The 18,463-nt window shown below is 60.4% G+C and carries 17 protein-coding genes; 6 read left to right on the top strand and 11 right to left on the bottom strand.

Annotated features, from left to right (window positions below):
* Positions 1-109 precede the first annotated feature (109 nt).
* Positions 110-1,885: a phospholipase D-like domain-containing protein gene (locus tag BXE_RS22170; RefSeq protein WP_011490374.1), complete on the top strand. Its 1,776-nt coding sequence runs from the start codon at positions 110-112 to the stop codon at positions 1,883-1,885.
* Positions 1,886-1,927: 42 nt separating this feature from the next.
* On the opposite strand, the gene BXE_RS22165 is transcribed toward BXE_RS22170, so the two are convergent.
* The 6 genes from BXE_RS22165 to BXE_RS22140 form a co-directional block, all read right to left on the bottom strand.
* A complete protein-coding gene (locus BXE_RS22165) occupies positions 1,928-2,623 on the bottom strand; it encodes a DNA alkylation repair protein (protein ID WP_011490373.1) in 696 nt (231 codons plus the stop codon).
* Complete coding sequence (locus tag BXE_RS22160) at positions 2,620-3,027, bottom strand: hypothetical protein (protein ID WP_011490372.1); 408 nt, start codon at positions 3,025-3,027, stop codon at positions 2,620-2,622. The genes BXE_RS22165 and BXE_RS22160 overlap by 4 nt, the downstream gene beginning before the upstream one ends.
* A 25-nt stretch (positions 3,028-3,052) precedes the next feature.
* The gene (locus BXE_RS22155) at positions 3,053-3,574 is read right to left on the bottom strand and encodes a MarR family winged helix-turn-helix transcriptional regulator (protein ID WP_011490371.1); all 522 of its coding nucleotides are present in this window, start codon (positions 3,572-3,574) and stop codon (positions 3,053-3,055) included.
* A gap of 529 nt (positions 3,575-4,103) precedes the next feature.
* Positions 4,104-4,622 carry a hypothetical protein gene (locus BXE_RS22150; protein ID WP_011490370.1) on the bottom strand — a complete coding sequence of 173 codons (519 nt, stop codon included), beginning with the start codon at positions 4,620-4,622 and terminating at the stop codon, positions 4,104-4,106.
* 211 nt (positions 4,623-4,833) lie between these two features.
* On the bottom strand, positions 4,834-5,313 hold the full coding sequence (locus BXE_RS22145; protein WP_011490369.1) for a DUF1348 family protein: 480 nt from the start codon (positions 5,311-5,313) through the stop codon (positions 4,834-4,836).
* A 13-nt stretch (positions 5,314-5,326) separates the two neighbouring features.
* Positions 5,327-5,992, bottom strand: coding sequence for a TetR/AcrR family transcriptional regulator (locus BXE_RS22140; protein ID WP_011490368.1), 666 nt, complete (start codon positions 5,990-5,992; stop codon positions 5,327-5,329).
* 108 nt (positions 5,993-6,100) lie between these two features.
* Between BXE_RS22140 and BXE_RS22135 the strand changes: the two genes are divergently transcribed.
* Positions 6,101-6,751: a YceI family protein gene (locus BXE_RS22135; protein ID WP_011490367.1), complete on the top strand. Its 651-nt coding sequence runs from the start codon at positions 6,101-6,103 to the stop codon at positions 6,749-6,751.
* Between the two features lie 67 nt (positions 6,752-6,818).
* Here the strand turns inward: BXE_RS22135 and tdh are convergent, their stop codons facing one another.
* Both tdh and BXE_RS22125 read right to left on the bottom strand, forming a co-directional pair.
* A complete protein-coding gene (gene tdh, locus BXE_RS22130; protein ID WP_011490366.1) occupies positions 6,819-7,850 on the bottom strand; it encodes an L-threonine 3-dehydrogenase in 1,032 nt (343 codons plus the stop codon).
* Between the two features lie 13 nt (positions 7,851-7,863).
* On the bottom strand, positions 7,864-9,063 hold the full coding sequence (locus tag BXE_RS22125; RefSeq protein WP_011490365.1) for a glycine C-acetyltransferase: 1,200 nt from the start codon (positions 9,061-9,063) through the stop codon (positions 7,864-7,866).
* Positions 9,064-9,212: 149 nt separating this feature from the next.
* Between BXE_RS22125 and BXE_RS22120 the strand changes: the two genes are divergently transcribed.
* The 3 genes from BXE_RS22120 to BXE_RS22110 all read left to right on the top strand — a co-directional run bounded on the left by BXE_RS22120 (position 9,213) and on the right by BXE_RS22110 (position 11,493).
* The gene (locus tag BXE_RS22120; RefSeq protein WP_040124201.1) at positions 9,213-9,851 is read left to right on the top strand and encodes a helix-turn-helix domain-containing protein; all 639 of its coding nucleotides are present in this window, start codon (positions 9,213-9,215) and stop codon (positions 9,849-9,851) included.
* Positions 9,852-9,956: 105 nt separating this feature from the next.
* On the top strand, positions 9,957-10,352 hold the full coding sequence (locus BXE_RS22115; RefSeq protein WP_011490363.1) for a DUF2471 domain-containing protein: 396 nt from the start codon (positions 9,957-9,959) through the stop codon (positions 10,350-10,352).
* 58 nt (positions 10,353-10,410) lie between these two features.
* Positions 10,411-11,493 (top strand): tyrosine-type recombinase/integrase, encoded by a 1,083-nt coding sequence (locus BXE_RS22110; RefSeq protein ID WP_011490362.1) that lies wholly within the window; start codon positions 10,411-10,413, stop codon positions 11,491-11,493.
* Between the two features lie 71 nt (positions 11,494-11,564).
* Here BXE_RS22110 and BXE_RS22105 read toward each other — a convergent pair whose 3' ends face one another.
* Positions 11,565-12,770: a DNA-binding protein gene (locus BXE_RS22105; RefSeq protein WP_040124203.1), complete on the bottom strand. Its 1,206-nt coding sequence runs from the start codon at positions 12,768-12,770 to the stop codon at positions 11,565-11,567.
* A 2,093-nt stretch (positions 12,771-14,863) separates the two neighbouring features.
* On the opposite strand from BXE_RS22105, the gene BXE_RS22100 reads away from it, so the two are divergent.
* A complete protein-coding gene (locus BXE_RS22100) occupies positions 14,864-16,213 on the top strand; it encodes a replication initiation protein (RefSeq protein ID WP_040124205.1) in 1,350 nt (449 codons plus the stop codon).
* Positions 16,214-16,271: 58 nt separating this feature from the next.
* Here BXE_RS22100 and BXE_RS22095 read toward each other — a convergent pair whose 3' ends face one another.
* Both BXE_RS22095 and parA read right to left on the bottom strand, forming a co-directional pair.
* Positions 16,272-17,330, bottom strand: coding sequence for a ParB/RepB/Spo0J family partition protein (locus BXE_RS22095; RefSeq protein ID WP_011490359.1), 1,059 nt, complete (start codon positions 17,328-17,330; stop codon positions 16,272-16,274).
* 25 nt (positions 17,331-17,355) lie between these two features.
* Positions 17,356-18,018, bottom strand: a complete 663-nt coding sequence (gene parA / locus BXE_RS22090) for a ParA family partition ATPase (protein ID WP_007178644.1) — start codon at positions 18,016-18,018, stop codon at positions 17,356-17,358.
* Positions 18,019-18,463: the final 445 nt, after the last annotated feature.

The following is an 18,463-nucleotide window of genomic DNA, read 5'->3' as shown; positions in this document are numbered from 1 at the left end:
TTTGAATAAAACGCCGTTAACCGTTGTCTTTTTGAATTCGTGTTTTGTCACCATTCCAACAAACTGCGCGTCCAGACTAAAAGCTCCATCCGACACCGTGGAGCAACTGATGAACGTCAGCGTCCGCAGCTATCTGTCCCCGACCCTCGTTCTGCTCGCTTTCGATTGGCCCGAAGGCGGCACGCGTGAAGACTTTCTCGGTTTCGCCATCAAACGCACGCCCGGGTTCCTCGCGACCGATGGGCAGGAACGCGAAGCCAGCAGTTGGCTACCCAATCGCTTGACTTTTAAAGGCGCAGTGCCGGATACGCAGAAAGACGCGCCGTCGAATGAGGCGCCCATTCAGAAATTCATGTGGTGGGATGCGCGAATCGACGAAGCGGATCGCGAGAAGTCGTTTACCTATCTCGTCTATCCGGTAATCGGCAAGCCGGAGGCGCCGCAATTGCTCGACGCGCAAAAGGGCGAATGCAAAATCAGTTTGCCCGCGCATAGGGAGGAGAGCATCGGCTCGTGGTTCAATCGCGCCGTGGTCAGCTCACAGGCTTTCGCGCGCAAGGTGGCCGCGCTGCATCTCGCGCCGCACGCGGTGCCGTCGGCGGCACAGGCATTGCGGCTGCGTACCTGGCTCGCGAACGACTTGCAGGAAGTCTTCGCGCTCACGCTCGATCATGCGCAACGCGCGGCGTCGGCGGTGTACCACCTGACCGATCCGCTTTGGGCGATACCTGCGTTCGAAGCATTCGGCAAGAAGCAGGGCAAAGCGTCGCTCGCTATCGTGTACGACTCGCACAAGGTGTCGCAGAAGGGCAAGCCGCCCGCGCCGTCGCCGAATCAGCCTGCCGTCGACGAACTCGGCGATGTCGCCACCTTCGCGCCGCGCGACAAGACGCACATCATGCATGACAAGTTCATCGTGGTGAACAACGGCAATGGCGCGGCGTCACCGGCGCGCGTGCTGACAGGTTCGGCCAATTTCACCACCGAGGGCATCACGGAGCAGGCGAACGTGCTGCATCTGTTCGATTCGCCGGAACTGGCCACGCTTTACAGCGACCGTGCGAAGGCGCTCGCCGGCAATCCGACCATTGCCGCGACCGCAAAGCTCACGCCGGGCTGGTCGGACCCGATCCAGATCGGCAGCGCGCAAGTGCGGGTCTGTTTTTCGCCGGAAGCGAAAGACTCGCGTTTGCAGATCGACACGATCGTCGATGCGATCGGCAAAGCGAAGCACTCCGTGGTGTTCTGCCTCTTCATGCCGACCGATGAGCCACTGCGCGAGGCCTGTTTCGCGGCCGGCGACAAAGGCCTGATGATGTTCGGCCTCGTCAATCACATCAGCCCGAAATCGGCTGAAGCGGCGGAAGAGGCGGAGAAGAACGGGCAGACTGTCTCGACGACGGCCCTCGCCAACATGGAGTTGTATCACCGTGGCCGCGACAAGCGCGATGTGATCGACGCCGAGTATTTTTCACCCGCGACTGTGCCGGCAGGCTTCGAACCCGAGCTGCGCCTTTTTCCGGGCGAGCACGCGCCGGATTACGCACCCGTCATCATCCACCACAAGTTCCTGGTGATCGACGCAGAGGGGGCGAATCCGGTTGTCTACACGGGCTCGGCAAACATGAGCAACAACTCCGAACATTTCAACGACGAGAACCTGCTGGAGATTCGCGACCGCCGCATTGCCGGCATGTATCTCGCGGAGTTTCTGCGGCTCTACGAGCACTATCGGGCGCGCGCGTTGGCGATACGGCAGAAGAAGAACGGAGACACGCACGAGCGTTTGATGCTGGCGCCGGACGGGTCGTGGGCGAAAAAATATTTCATCGCCGATAGTCCGGAAGACAAGGCACGTGTTGCGCTGGCGCACGGCGGCGATTGACGTTCACACGCCGAAAGTTGTGCGTTCAGAGTGCAGGCGAATTCAGCAGATCGGCGGCAGATGCTTTGATGCTTCGCGCAGAGTGAGCGGCGATATAAGGTCCCGCGAAGTCGACAGAAAGCCGCTCACCACGTCGGGCGCGTGCCGCGCGTAATCCCGCAAGGCCCAGCCGATCGCTTTGCGGATAAAGAAGTCGCTTTCCGCGGCCAGCGCACGCGCGTACGCGAACAGCCGGTCTTCGTCGGTATGCTCGCGCCAGCCGAGTTGATGAATCATTGCAATGCGCCGCACCCATAGCGATTCGTGCCGAAGCGCGGTGTCCATCGCGGCCTGCGCCTGCAGTGCCTCGACTCGCGCCGCTTTCAGCACGTCGCCGACCACGGCCGCGAGCGGATCGACCGAATCCCACCACGAAGCATGCTGCGCGATTGTCAGCAGACGCGCGATGTCGCCCAGCGCGAGCGTCTTCCATTTGCGCGCCAGCAGATCCGTGGCGACATACTGGTACTCGCGCGCCGGCATGGTCCACAAGACATGGGCGCACGCCAGCAGATAGTCGGCGTTCTGCACTTGCAGCGCCTTTAGTACCGGCAATACCGCCTGCCGCCGCAGCGGCGTCGGCACGCCGATGAACTCGAACTGGTGGCGCATGTAGGCGCGCATCGCGAGCGCGCGCTCCGCGTTGGCGTGCGGGGCGAGCGCGGCCCCGATCTCGCTCGCGAAAGCGTCGGGCGTCATTGCGGAAAGCGCTCCACGTGAATCTCGCCGCGCCGGCCGAAATACTGCACCTGGCGTCCCGCGATCCAGACGAAATAGCCGACGCATCCTGCCGCCAGGGTTCGGCTCACGAACTCCGCGTATTTGACCGCGCCGCTTTGTGCGCCGCGCACGGCCTGGTTCACAGCATCGGCGTCGAATGCGTTCGCAATGGCGGTGTCCGGCAGCGGCAATGCGATCACGTGCGTCTCGCCGCTGGGCGCGTAGTACGTATGCTCGCCACGACGATAATCGGTGAAATACGATTCGACGCCAGCCTCACCGAGCGCACGCACCACCGAGCCGAAGTCGATCGTACCGTTGTGGGAGCGCTGCGCACAGTTTTCGGCGACGCGGCGGCTTGCTTCATTGAGCTTTGCGGACATGATTATCTCCAGCACGATTGCGCGTTTATTCGATGGGAACCGCTTTCAGACCGTGAACGGCGACCACGTTTTTCATGGCGTCGACAATCGCCGTTTTGACCGGAGCGGGCAGGTGGCCGAAGAACTCTTCGTCGTTCTGATCGGCCAGCCGCGCCAGTTCGGGAACGAGCTCCAGTCCCGCCGCGCTCAACGCGACGACGTGATTGCGGCGGTCTTCTTCGACCGTCTCGCGTTCGAGCAGCGCCTTGGCTTCAATACGCGCCAGCAGTTTCGACACCGCGCCCTTGGTCATGCCGGTGCGTGCGGCCAGCGCCGTGGCGGACGTGGGACCCGAGCTGTAAATCTCGCGTAACAGCACCCACTCGGACACGGTTACGCCGTGGGCTTCGACTTTCGTCTGGAACCCGTGCGATACGTGATTCGATACGAAGCGCAGCCAGTAACCGACGTGTGCTTCGAGACCGCTAACGGGTTTCTTTCGATCCGCCGCCGCGGGCTTCTTGCGAGTTGGCGTATTGGCGTTGTCTTTCTGACGAGAACCTTGCATGGGGTAAACGGAGTAGCGGAGAGCATTGAGCGGATATTAGTTTCCTAGGAAACCAATGTCAAGATCATCGAAAATCGGGCTGACAAGGGTTCGGAGTTGTGCTCCCGAATTCCCTCACCTTTGTATTTGAAGTGCGCACACAGGTGGCCATATTCTCACCTCGCCGGCTCCCGAATATCCTCACCTATCGGAACGCAGCCGTGCACTTTACGAACACAGACAGTTGATCCGCCGTTGGTGGCGATGAAGAAACTCCCTGGAAATCCTCACCTTATCGTTGGTGCGGATTCAATGTGCCGATCGCTCACCTCCTGGAATCGCTCACCTTTTCGCACGATCTCCTGGAACTCCTCACCTTATGTATCTTCATAAGCGGTCGAGGTGCTGTTCGGGTCCTGGAACGGCTCACCTTTAAGCGAACTCGATCGGTCTCCTGGAAAGCTTCACCGTTGATGCGGATGAGGTCATCTCCTGGAATTCCTCACCATCCTGGAATCACTCACCTATAGAGGCGCATCACGACAATGGACTAGAACTTCACCTTCAACTGAAACCCGATCGTAAACGGAAGATCATCCGATGGGATCGGCGGAATCACAATGAAGTTCGCACCCACCCGCTTGTATTCGACCATGACGATCGGCGCGACCACCGGGCCGATCGTATGATTGCGGCCCAAACCCCAGTTGCCGTAGTTATATCCCGAGATGATCCCGCCGATCGCCGCGATCCGCACGATGCCCCAATGCGCGAACTCCGGCGCCCACACACCGCCGCCGTAATACGAAGGCCGGCGCAGTGAATTACGAAAGCCGCCGGCAGTCAGCGCCCATTGGTTATTGAGCCAGCATTCGACGCCGAGTCCCGGGTTGAACTGTTCGAAATGGGTGTCCGGGTCCGGGTTGATGTGATACGAACCCAGCATGGCGTCGACCCATACGCCGCCTTCGCACCAGTTGCCTGCGTGCGCGGCGGACGCCGCGGCCAGGCTGGCAACAAGCGCAAGTGCCGCGCGTCGGATGTTCTTGTTGATCTGCCGAAAATGCATGTATTCTCCGCCGCCGGTCGAGCGCCGGCGTCATCTGTGTTCCGGGTATGCTTGTGTGCCGTCCGTCGCGCACTGTACCTCAACCCGTCAGCACGATGTTGAGGACACGCTCGGGCGCGCGGGCACACGACGTGCCCGCAAGCGCAGACGCAACAATAACGGAGAACCCATGTCGGAGCGGTGAACGCGCAGCAGGCGTTCGCCGTGTAGATCAGAGACCGAGATCGGACAGGCCCGGATGGTCGTCAGGGCGGCGGCCGAGCGGCCAGTGATAAAGGCGGTCGGCTTCGCGGATCGGCATATCGTTGATGCTGGCATGACGGCGCGCCATCAGTCCATGTTCGTCGAATTCCCAGTTCTCGTTGCCGTACGAGCGGAACCAGTTGTTCGAATCGTCGTGCCATTCGTAGGCAAAGCGCACCGCAATGCGGTTATCGGTGAACGCCCACAGTTCCTTGATCAGACGGTAGTCGAGCTCTTTCGCCCATTTGCGCCGCAACAGGCCGACGATCTCCGCGCGACCATTCGTGAACTCGGCACGGTTGCGCCATACGCTGTCTTTTGTGTAGGCGAGTGACACGCGCTCGGGGTCGCGGGTATTCCAGCCGTCTTCCGCGGCGCGCACTTTCTGGATGGCGGTTTCGCGTGTGAATGGCGGCAGCGGCGGACGGGTTTCGATCGGATCGGTCATGATGGTTCCTCGGTCAGGTTGCGGTTCGCCGGGATGGCGGTCGTTTGCTTGGCGGTGTGCCTCGCTCGCACGCACACTCCGCGTCGAGCAGGACTTGGGCTGCAGCTTGCGCGTCGAGCGCCGCATCGGGCTCGCCGCTTACCAGCGCGACGGCAATCGCGCCGTCGAGCAGGATCAACCATTGACGCGACAGACGCGCGGCGCGGCGGGCATCCATGCCCGACTCCGCAGCCAACCCGTCGCATTCGGTCCGCACGAACGCCAGCAGGCGTTCCTTGTGTTTGCGCGCGACGATCCTGATCGGATCGTCCGCGGAAGCGATCTCACCGGACGCATTCAGAAACGCGCAACCATGAAAATCTTTCGACGCAAACCATTCGCGCAGCACCTCGAACATGCCGAGCAGACGTTTGCGCGCCGTCTTACCGTGCCGTTGCGTGCCTGCGATGAACCAGTTCATCCAGCGTTCGTCGCGCCGGTCGAGCGCAGCCGCCACGAGTGCGTCTTTCGATTCGAAATGCGTGTAGAAGCTTTTGCGCGCCGTGCCGGACTGCTTGACGATCGCGTCCACGCCGGTTGCGTGAATGCCGCCGGCGTAGATCAACGCCTCCGCCGCATCCAGCAGCCGCTCGCGGGCGCTGCCCGGCGGCACTGATTCAATGTGAGTTTCGGTAGCCATGAACGAAGGGTAGAACGATCATTCTCCCTCGTCAAGTCTTTCGCGTTTTTGCGGGTTGGGTGTGCGAACTGTTATCTTGAGCGGAATCGGTCAACGGGAACGAACTTCATGAGCACACTGACTCTCCGCGCCACGTTTGTGCGCGCCTTCCTGAGCGCAATGCTACTGACGGCGGCGGCCTGCACGCCTTTGCAAGTGCTCACGCATTCGGTCAGCCAGAACGAAGCGCGTGTGCCGCCGGGCCGCTACGAAATCGATCCGGATCACTGCAGCATCACCTTCGACATCGATCACTTCAAGTATTCGCGCTTTACGGCGCGCTTCGATCGCAAGAAGGGAGAGCTCGACTGGAATGAAGGCGGTCTGGACAGGAGCACGACGTCGGTCACGATCGACGCCGCGAGCATCGATACGAATGTGCCGCTGCTCGACAAAATGGTGAAGAGCGGCAGCATGCTCGACGTGGAGCGCTATCCGGAGATCCGCTTTGTCAGCACGCGATTTGAGCGCACCGGCGAGTCGCGCGGCACGTTGACCGGCGATCTGACGATTCACGGCGTCACGCAACCGGTCACGCTCGATGTCACCTTCAACGGTTTTGCGCCTGATCCGCTCACGAAAAAAGACACGCTCGGTTTTTCCGCCGAGGGTCGTTTCAGTCGCGCCAGGTTTGGACTGGCTACGTGGTATCCGGCCGTCGGCGACGATATTCATGTGCGCATTCAGGCCGAGTTCGTCAAAACGCCCGCAGGCGGGTGAGCGCGGTGCGGGCGTTGTTGGCCGCGGGCATTGCTACACGCGGTAATGCGCAGACTGGCGTGCTAACTCACGCGGCGGTCCAGTCGAGAATCACTTTGCCGCTCTCGCCTGAGAGCATCGTGGCGAACGCTTCCCGATAGTCGTCGACCTTGAAATGGTGTGTGAGGATCGGCGACAGATCCAGCCCGCTTTGCAGCATCGCCACCATCTTGTACCAGGTCTCGAACATCTCGCGCCCATAAATGCCCTTGATTTCGAGGCCTTTAAAGATCACCTGAGTCCAGTCGATCGCGGTCTGCGCGGGCGGAATGCCGAGCAGCGCGATCTTGCCGCCGTGGTTCATTGCTTCGAGCATGCCGGTGAACGCGCTCGGCACACCGGACATTTCCAGGCCGACGTCGAAACCTTCGGCCATGTGCAGATCCGCCATCACGTCGCGCAACGATTCGCGCGAGACGTTGACTGCACGCGTGGCGCCCATCTTGCGCGCGAGTTCGAGGCGATAGTCGTTGACGTCGGTAATCACCACGTTGCGCGCGCCGACGTGCTTCGCGATCGCCACCGCCATGATGCCGATGGGGCCGGCGCCGGTAATCAACACGTCTTCGCCGACCAGATTGAACGACAGCGCAGTATGCGTGGCGTTGCCGAACGGATCGAAAATAGCGGCGAGGTCGTCGGAAATCTCGGGCGGAATCTTGAATGCGTTGAAGGCCGGAATCACCAGATACTCGGCGAACGCCCCCTCACGATTCACGCCGACGCCCACCGTATTGCGGCACAAATGCCTGCGGCCCGCGCGACAATTGCGACAGAAGCCGCACGTGATATGTCCTTCGCCGGACACACGGTCGCCGATCGCAAAGCCGCGCACTTCCTGGCCCATTTCGACGATTTCACCCACGTATTCGTGGCCGACATGCATCGGCACAGGAATCGTTTTCTGCGCCCAGTCGTCCCACTTCCAGATGTGAATGTCCGTGCCGCAAATCGCGGTGCGCGTGATGCGGATCATCACGTCGTTATGGCCGACTTCGGGTTTCTTGACGTCCGTAAGCGTGAGGCCCGGAGCGCGTTCGAGTTTTGCCAATGCTTTCATGTGCGCCTCCGTATCAGATAACGCCGAGTTCACGGCCGACGCGCGCGAAGGCATCCACCGCGCGGTCGATCTGCCCGGGCGTATGCGCGGCGCTCATCTGCGTGCGAATGCGCGCGCGACCTTTCGGCACCACCGGGAACGAGAAGCCGATCACGTAGACGCCTTCCTTCAGGAGCGCATCGGCCATTTTCGATGCGAGTTGCGCGTCGCCAAGCATGACCGGAATGATCGGATGTTCGCCGGGCACGAGGGTAAAGCCGAGCGCGCTCATCTTGCTGCGGAAGTGAGCGCCGTTTTCGCGCACGCGTGCGCGCAGTTGCGCGCCTTCTTCGCTGGCCAGCAGTTCGAGCACCTTCAGCGAGGCGGCGGCAATGCTCGGCGTCAGCGTGTTCGAAAACAGATAGGGACGTGAGCGCTGCCGGAGCAACTCCACGATCTCCTTGCGTGCGGCCACATAGCCGCCTGACGCGCCACCGAGTGCTTTTCCCAGCGTGCCGGTGATGATGTCGACGCGCGACAGCACACCGCAATGTTCCGGCGTGCCGCGTCCGTGTTCGCCGACAAAACCTACCGCGTGCGAGTCGTCGACCATCACGAGCGCGCCGTAACGGTCGGCCAGGTCGCAAATGCCGGCGAGGTCGGCGATGATGCCGTCCATGGAGAACACGCCGTCGGTGGCGATCAGTTTGAAGCGCGCGCCGGCGGCCTGCGCTTCGATCAGTCTGGCTTCGAGATCGGCGAGATCGTTGTTCTTGTAGCGAGAGCGCTTCGCCTTGGAAAGCCGCACCCCGTCGATGATGCTCGCGTGGTTCAGTTCGTCGCTGATGATCGCGTCGTTCTCGTCGAGCAGGGTTTCGAACAGGCCGCCGTTTGCGTCGAAACAGCTGGAGTAGAGAATGCAATCGTCGGTTTGCAGAAACGCCGCGAGCGCTTGTTCCAGCTCCTTGTGCACGGTTTGCGTGCCGCAAATGAAGCGCACCGACGCCATGCCGAAGCCGTCGCTATCCAGACCCTGCTTTGCCGCGTCGATCAGGCGTGCGTCGTCGGCGAGGCCCAGATAGTTGTTCGCGCAGAAGTTCAGCACGGCCGCGCCGTCGGCGAGACGAATGTCAGCCGATTGCGGGCTGGCGATCACGCGCTCGTTCTTGTAAAAGCCGTCAGCGCGAATCTGCTCGAGGGTATCGCGCAAATGGGCGAGGTATAGGTCACGCATGAACCAGACTCCTGAAAAGGGTGAAAGCGCCCGTGTCAGCGTGCTCGGCATGTGCGACCACGAGGCGGCCTGTTATAGTCGGCTGTCAGTTTTATCGGATATTTTCGTTTTTCCGAACTAAAATCCGGTATGTCGAACAACTCTAAACGATGGGTCAGGAAATGGCAAGTTCGGGTATCCGCCGCGCAGCGGCCGACGCGGCACTTACTTCGGGCGCAACGTCGGTGCCGGCAGTTGCGGCGCCGCCGCGCGTCGGCGAGCAGATTCAGCGCCTGCGCGCGGAACGGCGCATGACGCTTGACGACCTGTCGCGCGCGGCCGGCGTGTCCAAATCGATGCTCTCGGAGATTGAACGCGACAAGGCCAATCCGACCATTGCGGTCGCCTGGCGGCTGACCAATGCGCTCGGCGTCAGTCTCGATTCGCTGTTCGCGCCGCAGAAGACGCCGGAGGCAATCGCCGTTTCCGGCCCGCATGAGATCCCCACTTTGAGCGGGCGCGACGCCAGGTACCAGCTGCGTGTGTGGGGGCCGATCGAGCTGGCCGGCAAGTTCGAGTGGTATGAATTGACGCTGCAGCCGGGCGGAGTATTGGCGTCGAACGCCCACGAACCCGGCACGCGCGAGCATCTGACCGTGTTGCAGGGATCGATCGAAATCGAGGCGGCCAGCACGACGAAGCGCCTCAAGACGGCGGATACCGCGCGTTATGTTGCCGACGAGCCGCACGCAATCCGCAACGCCGGCAAGGGCGAGGCGAAAGCGCTGCTAGTGGTGATTCACGGCTGACATGTCGGCGCACCGTGGCTAGCGGTTGGCGGAATCGGCGCGTCAAACGAGGTTGCGTCGAACACTGTATATTTGTACAGTACAGGGTATCGACTGGAGCCGATCATGAACGACCTGATAACCGACTCGACCGACCACGCTCTGGCCGCGCTGCGCTATCAAACCGCGGCGCGTGATCTCGAACGCATCGTGCGCAATATCGCCGCGCGCTACATCGTGCAGGAAGTGCCGCTGACATGGCGTTTGCTGCACGCGATCGAAGCTGAAGCGCTTGCAGACCTAGGCTTCGCCAGCCGGCACGACGCGCTGATGCTGGGCCTCTTTCAACGGCCGTCCGGTCTGCCATATCCGGAAACGGACGAGGCCGTGGACTTCGGCACCTCCACGGCGTTGCCGGCGGTTTTCGCGTTTGCCGTCAGCGCCTATGAAGAGGCGGCACGCCGCGCCGCACAAGCTTCGCAGAACACAGCCCTCAGACACGCACGCGCGTGGGGTGACTGAGCGCTGCGTTTCGATCGGTTGGCACCTACAATAGGTGCAACTAACGGAACTACAAGCCATGTCGCCTCCTCATCTGACCGATCCGGTCCCGCGCCCTGCGCCATCCACAGACCTCTTCGATCAACAACGTGAAGACTGGCGTCGCGACCCACAAATCGCGTTCGACGCATGGCTTGCCAGGCAGCATTTCCGGCGTTCTTCCGCTGAAGTCTACCAGGCGCAGTGGGGCCTTTTCCTCGACTGGCTGGGCATGCGGCAAAAGAGTCTCGCCACAGTCGATGCCCGCGCGATCGCCGAATTCGTCGCCGGGCTCGATGTCCGGAAAACCCAGCGTATGCGGTATTTACGGCTGATCGAGCGAGTACTCGATCACGTGCGCGAAATCGAATCCGCTTCGACCAATCCAGCGCGTTTCATTGCACAAGACGGCGAGGCAGCCTGGCGCAACGCGCGCGATAACGAGCCGACCGGCTTTCTCAGTCATGCCGAACGAACCGCGCTGACCGCACATCTTTTTTCGCCGTTACTGAATCTGTCTGCGGCGCGGCGTTGGCGGGAGCGACGCGACCGTGCGTTGATTGCGGTGTTTTTAGGCGGCGGGCTGAAAACCGGCGAAGCCGCCGCGCTTACGGTTAGTTGCGTGACTGCCGGCTCTCCCTGGGTGACGATCGAGGCGGCGAATCCGATGCTCACGCGGCGTACCCGTCTTGCGCCGTTCGCCGCAGCCATTCTGGACGCCTGGCTCGCCGAGAGACGGCTTGCGGAATTGGCCGGGAATCTGGTTTTCCCCGCATCGCCCTCCGGACGGCCGATGCATAAAGCCACCATGCTGCGCGCGGTCGACGCATTGATCGACGGAGCGGGGATCGCCGCGTCGCGGACGTCGCGAGCGAGTCCGCAAACATTGCGCAACACGTTTGCCGCGGACCTGTTCGAGAGCGGAGTCGAGGCGGAACTGGTCGGACAATGGTTGGGATTTGTCCAGGCGGTGTCGGCCAACCGTTTGTATCGCGCGTGGCAAAACTGGATGGATCAGCAGGAAGCCCCTGCCGCGGACGTTCCGGATCCCGCCGCTCCGCTTTTGGCTGCACCTAGACGCGACGGGCGTTTAACGAGAAAAAGGGGAGCCAGCGAGTCCTGAAGTTCCTCACCTTTCGGGTCCCGAATTTCCTCACCTTTGCCGCTTTGTCCGCTATTGCAACGCGTCAAACCTCATGCCGATGCAGCAACCGGCCCGCTCGACTGAAACCGTCTAACCGCCTCCAGCCTTGACTCGCCGAGACCCGACGAGTGATCGCACTCCGGACATTGCAACTCGAAGCGGTGATCCACTTGCGACAGTTCCGGCTCACCTTCCTCGCATTTTGGGCATCGTAGCGGCAACGCCACATGGCCATCCACGGCGGTGCCGATCGCCTTCAATTCGTCTTCGGTCAGCCGCCCGGCTTCGACCAGTGAACAGAGCAGGGTGGCGATTGCCGGATCGACACCTTGCTGACTACGCAGGACTGCGACTTCTTTCGTCAACGCATCCACTTCGTCGGATTGCTCGCGCAGTTGGGCGTCGAGTCGGTCGCCGCGCGCCTTGGCCGCAGCGATTTGCTGAATAAACTCAAACTCTTTGCGGCTCGCATCGCGTAGGCCGGACTGATAGGTCGCCGCCATGCTGCGCAAAGAATCGAGTTCGACCAGCATCGGCTTGACGCGACGCTCGGCTTCGGCAATGGCGTCTTTGATCTGTTGTGCATAGTGTTCGGTGCTTTGGCGCAATTCGACGTGCAACGCGTCAATCCGGTCCCGTAATGCTGCATTGGTCGCGAATTCGGTGTCGAGGCGTTGCCGAAGCGACTCGTTTTCCTGATCGAGACGGCGCACCGTTGCCTGTAGCCCTTCCTGGTGAGTATTGCCGTGCGTGGTCGCGCTCGACAATTGTGCTTCCAGTGCGCGAACGCGTTCCCAGCCCGCCTCCGCTCGCAGTTCGCCGCGCTTGATCGCGTCTTCCGCTGCCTGCTGGCGAATTTCCGCATCTCGTGCGCGCTGGTCGGCGGCGGCGATTTGCGTACGCATTTCCTCGCGCTCGTCATCGAGCGTTGCACGGGCGTGTGTGACGGCTTCTTCGAAAAGTGCGCCGAGCAGTTCGCCTGCACGCTCTTCCAGTGCTTTTGGGATAGCGCCGGTGCCAACTTTCACGCGCGACACATTTCGGATGCGTTCCCAGAAATGATCGATGTCTTTGGGGATGTCGCTTGCACTGCCGGTTTGCGTGAGATCGCGGACGGTGGCCATAGATGGCCGGATGCCCAGATCAAAAAAAAGTCGCTTGCATGCATGGAGCGAAAGGTCTTGGCGCCGTGCTCCGTTGGCTCGAAGCGTTTCAAGCTCGTTCCGAATGGCTTGCCGTTCCTGATCCAGATTCATGTGTACCTCGATGTCGCTCGAATTGGATAGATCATAACAATTTACGTATTGTTTGCTACGTATTTGTCGTTATGGAACGTGGATCGGGAAAAAGGCGCACTTTGGTGCCTTGCGTGAGCCGATGGATTCGTAGCAGGTGGATTTTTCCGTGAAACAAAACGAAGAATAGCTAATAAGTTCTTGTAAAGAAATAGCTTTTAAAGGTTTTCCAGCGATCGCGCACTGTTTCACGACCGTTTCGTTATGCCAGTTCGGTTTCGAGACGCTTTGTCCGAAGGACGCGCGGGGAAAGTCTAGAGAGTAATAAAAGTAAACACCTTTGAACCCATGTTAAAAACGTTAACGCCACGGCAAAGCCTTATCTGGCAAGGGTTTCAGCCTGACAAGGTGAGGCTTTGCGGGAGATGTGGTGAGGTCTTGCAGGAATGTCGAGTGATGAGGTTCAGGAGCCTCGGTGAGCCGGTCCGGGACAGAACGTGAGCGGGTTCAGGAGGCACCCCGAAAGTGCAGTATGACCAAAGGTGAGATTTTGCGGGACCTGAACGCCGCAGATCGCCCGGCAGTGCTCAACAGTCCGTTTGCGGTCCGGCCAAGGCTGAGGTGAGCGCTTTCGGGATGCTCTGCGTCGCCCAATTCGGACCTTATTTTGGGCCGGTTAACCCCATTGGTGAGTCAAGTCGGGAGACAACGCGAACCGGAGGTGAGGACTTACGGGGCACGAGGGGCGTTTTTGCCTCATTTCTGTGCATTCAGGTGCCTGAGGTGAGGGTTTTCGGGAGCGTGGCGCTATTTGGGCGCGATTGCGAAGCATCGACGTTGTGAGGCGGCGGATCCTCTGTACGACGAAGGTGAGGAAATTCGGGAGCTGGGGTTTTGTGCTGTGAGCCGTCTATGAAATATGCCCCGTTTGCCACAAAGGTGAGGCTTTTCGGGAGTCGTTTCTAGGCTGACTGATCGATAAGGTGAGGAAATACAGGAGCCAAAACGGCTTCGATATCGCTGAAAAGCGCTGTGGACGCTGCTAAGGGCATTTCCGGCAAGCAGTCGAGAAATTTGAATGGTGAGGATTTTCGGGACCGTGATGGCCGCGGTCAGCCATGCTGGAATCTGCCTGAAGGAGCGTTAAGGTGAGATTTTACGGGAGACTTCGCGGAGAGTGTCGCAATTGCAGTAAATGTAAGTCATTGAAATGGTTGAGAATTAGTCTAGTGATTCGCAAAGGTGAGGGTTTTCGGGGGCTCTCTTTTGGAATGAGCGGGAGCACGTGGAGCGGTCGACGGTGAGGTTTTTCGGGACGGTTTTTCGCTGCGTTTCGGGCTCAACAGGGCGGGAGGCCGCGTCATTCGGAGCGCTCCGGCAACGCTAAGGTGAGCTTTTTCGGGGGGCGTTGGGAAGGGTCGCGCAAACCGCCGAGTCAGGCGCCCTCTTCGAGGGCTGTCCACAGCCTTTTGCAGAAGTTGCAACTGGTGGCCCGCGTGAATGGCCGGTGCTGGCGATCCTGGTTCGGCACATTATTGAAAAGCTTGCGACGCCTGTAGAGAACTGGTCTGTGGGGCTGCGTCGTATGAACGCGCGGTGAGTGCGTACGGGCTGGTCCGACAAGCGCTGTGGAGGCTGTGGCTGTGCTCTGCAGCCGTTCGGTTGCTCCGGGCACGCATTTGAAGTATGGCGCGCTCTGGCGATGCGCATCCGACAGCACGCTCGCCGGCCTTCCACATTTGTGCCGCCACCCCTCCTCTGCCACGGGATCGAAATTGCCCGAACCTTCTTCACGGACTTGGCCGGGGCACGAATGCTTCAGGTCTGCGTACGCACCTCGTCGAAAATCCATGAAAATTTTTTGAGGTGAGAAGATTCGGGATCGAATCGCTTACGTTGGTCAGCGCATCGGAAATGGCTCGAATTTGCCAGGCCCGCGACCTGCAAGGACGGGCCGAACCTGGGGAGAAACGGCTGAGGTGAGGGTTTTCGGGAGTTGCTGGAGGTGAGTCGCCGCTCGTAAACTCACTTCACCGCGAACGGTGAGATCCGCGCTATAGACGCGTATCACCGCAGCCGGTATGCTCTCGCCAAATCCCTCCTCGACCAGACGCATGGCCACGAAGCGCGCGAAGAAGACCGATGTAGTCAGCCCGAGCTCGGCCGAATTGCGCAAAGCCGTCGAGGCAATCGCGATCCAGCCGAAAAGCGGCAAAATCACGCTGCTTACCCGCAAGCTGTTCAACGTGCTCCTCGCCGTCGCCCAGCAAGCGGATGAATCCGGTGACACATATCGGGCCCTGCTGTCCGACATCGTCGCGAACTCCGCGTTTGATTCCAACGACACCGCGCTCGTCAAGGAGCACTTGCGGCGCATGGTTTCAGTGCAGGTGGAATGGAGCACCGGAACGTCCAGTCAGAAACCAGGCCGGAAATGGGGCATTTCAACGCTGATCGCCGACGCGGAAATTCTCGAAGATCCCACCACCCGTCGCGTCTGGGTGGAGTTCTCGTTTGCGCCCAAGATCAAGAAGAAGCTGCTCGACCCGGTTCAGTACGCGCGTCTGAGTCTCCAGTTCCAAAGCCAGCTTCGCAGTAGTGCGGGGCTCGCGCTTTACGAGATTTGCGTGCGCTACCTGACCAACCCGAGTCATCTGACGATGCGGGAAACGTGGGAATGGTGGCGCCCTATCCTTTCCGGTACGCCGGACACGGAAGCGGGCGACGAGGCGAAGCGCGAGTACAAGTACTTCAAGCGTGATTACCTGCGCCCGGCCATCGCCGAGGTCAACGCTGTCACCAACATCTTCGTCGAACTGATCGAGCACCGGGAAGGACGCCGCGTGGCCGAGATCCAGTTCCGCGTGACCGAGCGCAAACAGCCCATGCTCGCACTCGACGAGCATCCAAACGTGTTCGACAGCACGCTGGTCGACCGGATGGTGAAGATCGGTATCCCGCTGAAAGAGGCGCAAACGCTTTACGCCGATAGCGAAGAAAATCGTATTCGTGCCGCGCTTCAGATGACCGAGCAACGCATGCGCAGCACGTCGTTGCCGCCGGTGCGCAGCGCGCCCGCGTTGTTCAAGGACGCCTTGAAGAAAGGTTATGCACCGCCGGTCGAAGCGCTGCCGTCGAGCGGTGGCGGCAAGGCTGCGGTGGCTGCGCCGGCGGACGATCTCAAGGCCAGGCTGCTTGGCGAGTACTCGGCATATCGCCGCAAGGAAGCGCGCGAGTTGTACGACGAACAGGGTGAGTCCGAGCGGGAGATCGCGCGGCAGTCGTTTGAAGAAGATGAGTTGCCGGGACTCGGCACTCACATGCGCGACGACTGGCGTCGTCGTGGGCTGGATTCGAAGATTGTCGAAACGGCATTCTTCGATTGGCTGGCTCGCAAGACCTGGGGCGAGCCAACCGACGGCGATCTGCTTGCCTTCACGCTGAGCCAGTCGCGCGCGGCGTAATGATCGGATGGGGCGCGGCGGTTGACCGCGGCGCTGCCCACCTCTGTACAAGCGTTTCCTACTTCAACATTTTTTCAATCTGCCGAAGGATATCGTCGCGCTTTTCACGCGTGAGACCCTTCAGGCGCAGTTCGATTCGATCATCCCCGTACGACTTGAGATCGCCTACCGACACGCCGTCGAGTTTGATTTCCAGGCGTTGCGCGTAGCGTTGCCGTCCGGCGGGTTTGGTACTTTCCTGGGCGCTCGCTCTTCCCTTGACGATGTCCGCAACCTGGCGCGTGCTCAGATCGTCGGAGAGGATTTTGTTGATCAGGCGCAGCGTTGCGTCAGCACCGCGGGCAGTGTGGTAACGGCCGACCTGATAGGCCATGTTCGAGCCGAAGCGATCGGGTCTCGCAACCATCTCGTGCATCACGACCTCGGGCAATTTGGAAATCGACAAGGCAACTGCAACGGTCGACTCGTCCAGCCCGAGGTGTTCGGCGAGTTCCTTCTGGCTCTGGAAGTGCCGGTCATCGAGGAAGCGTCTCCATACGACCGCATTGTCGAACACGGTCTGTGAATCACGTTGGACGTTGAGGTCGTAGCCAAGCTTGTAGCTCTGAATGCCGATCGGCAGATCGACGACGATCGCCTTCACCGATTCCTTGTTGGCTTCTTTCAATGCTCGCACGCGCCGTCCGCCATCGCTGACGAAGTAGGTGCCGGGATTGTCGTAATCCGGAATGACGTGGATTGCTTGCTGCTGTCCCTGCTTGGCAAGGTTGACCGCGAGTTCGGCGATCGACGACTTCAGATAGAAGTGCCGCGGGTTGAACGGGCTCGGCTTGATCGTTTTGAGCGCCAGCTCGATGACCTGACCAGGCCGGTAGCCGTGCTCGAGCCGCCATGTGCGGTAGGCCGCTGATTCATTGGCCGCATCGACGGCATCGACTTCCGTGAGGCTCTGCGACGGCGTGCCGGGCGCGATGACGCGCCCCGCCGCCTCGCTATGCCTGGCGTCGTTCTTGACGATACCGTCGATTGCGTTCAAGCGATCGAGTGCGGTTCGCTTTTCGCTGCTGGTCGAATCAGGACGTGCTTGAAAGCCTTTGGCGAATTGGGAGGGTTTCATTCAGGGTCCTTTATGCGCATAAATTTCACGGGAGCAAGGCGGCGATTTCATTCGCGCACGCCCGTACTTCGATGGCGGCAAGCTTGGCGCCGCGATCATTCATCTGGAGCACTGTTTGCCCTAACGCCATTGCCTGCTTATAGGCCTCGCGAGTCGGGATCTGTGTCTTGAGCAGCGGGAACCCGAGCTCTTCCAACGCGCGTTTCAGTTCGCGCGTCAGCATCCGTTTTTCTTCGGTTTTATTGAGGAGGAAGACCGCCCGCAGATCCTCGTTCATGAGCTGCGCCTGCTGGACGAGTTTCACCAATCCGATACTCGACCAATAGTCGGCAGGCGATGACGATGTCGGGATCACGGCGACGCTCGCAGCGAGCAGAACCACGCCGGAGACCTTCTCTGTGATAGAGGGCGGGCAGTCGACGACGATGATGTCGTAGTCAGCCACGAACTTCTTGATCTCTCGATGGATCTGGCTACCTGCTTCGGAAAGATTGACGACCGGAAAGGGGATGCCGGTGTCGCCGTCTGATGATGCACTGGCCCAATGGATCAGTGTGTTTTGACCGTCTGCGTCAACGACGAGGACGCGCTTGCCTTTCTCATGAAACGCAGCGCCGAGGTGCATCGCGATAGTGCTCTTCCCGACCCCGCCCTTCTGCTGAGTTACCGCGATGATTTCTGCTGCCAAACTTCACCTCCTCTTTTTAGACGCAGATGGATTTTACCTGGATGATTTTGTATTTCAATCGTTTTTGTGTAAACGCGAGAGTGATTAGCCATTCGGGATAGGTTTATGCGCATAAACGCTCTGGCGTGGTGACGTGGTCACAAAGTTGGTGGAGAGGCTTGCACTTCTGGTACTTCGATGCCCGGGTCTGGTCAACGCTGCAACTGTAGACGGCGGGTAGTGCCGGGCTTGGGAGTCCATTGTGTGTCTGGAGCGCTCGAGGGGTTTGCCCGCGCCGTGTTGAATCGGAGGGGAGTTCGGGAGCCACGCCCGCATGATTGTCTTTATCCGCGTGTTCTCTAACCAGTCCGGCGACATCCGCCCGGCTACGGGCGCCGCGGACCTTCAGACTGGCCCGAAAATTTATGCGCATAAAGTCGCCACAGGGAGAAGTCGGGATGGCGGT

The organism is Paraburkholderia xenovorans LB400 (assembly GCF_000013645.1).
In the GTDB taxonomy this organism is placed as follows: domain Bacteria; phylum Pseudomonadota; class Gammaproteobacteria; order Burkholderiales; family Burkholderiaceae; genus Paraburkholderia; species Paraburkholderia xenovorans.
Note: the sequence above shows the minus strand (reverse complement) of the source record. Positions and strands in the feature narration are given on the sequence as shown.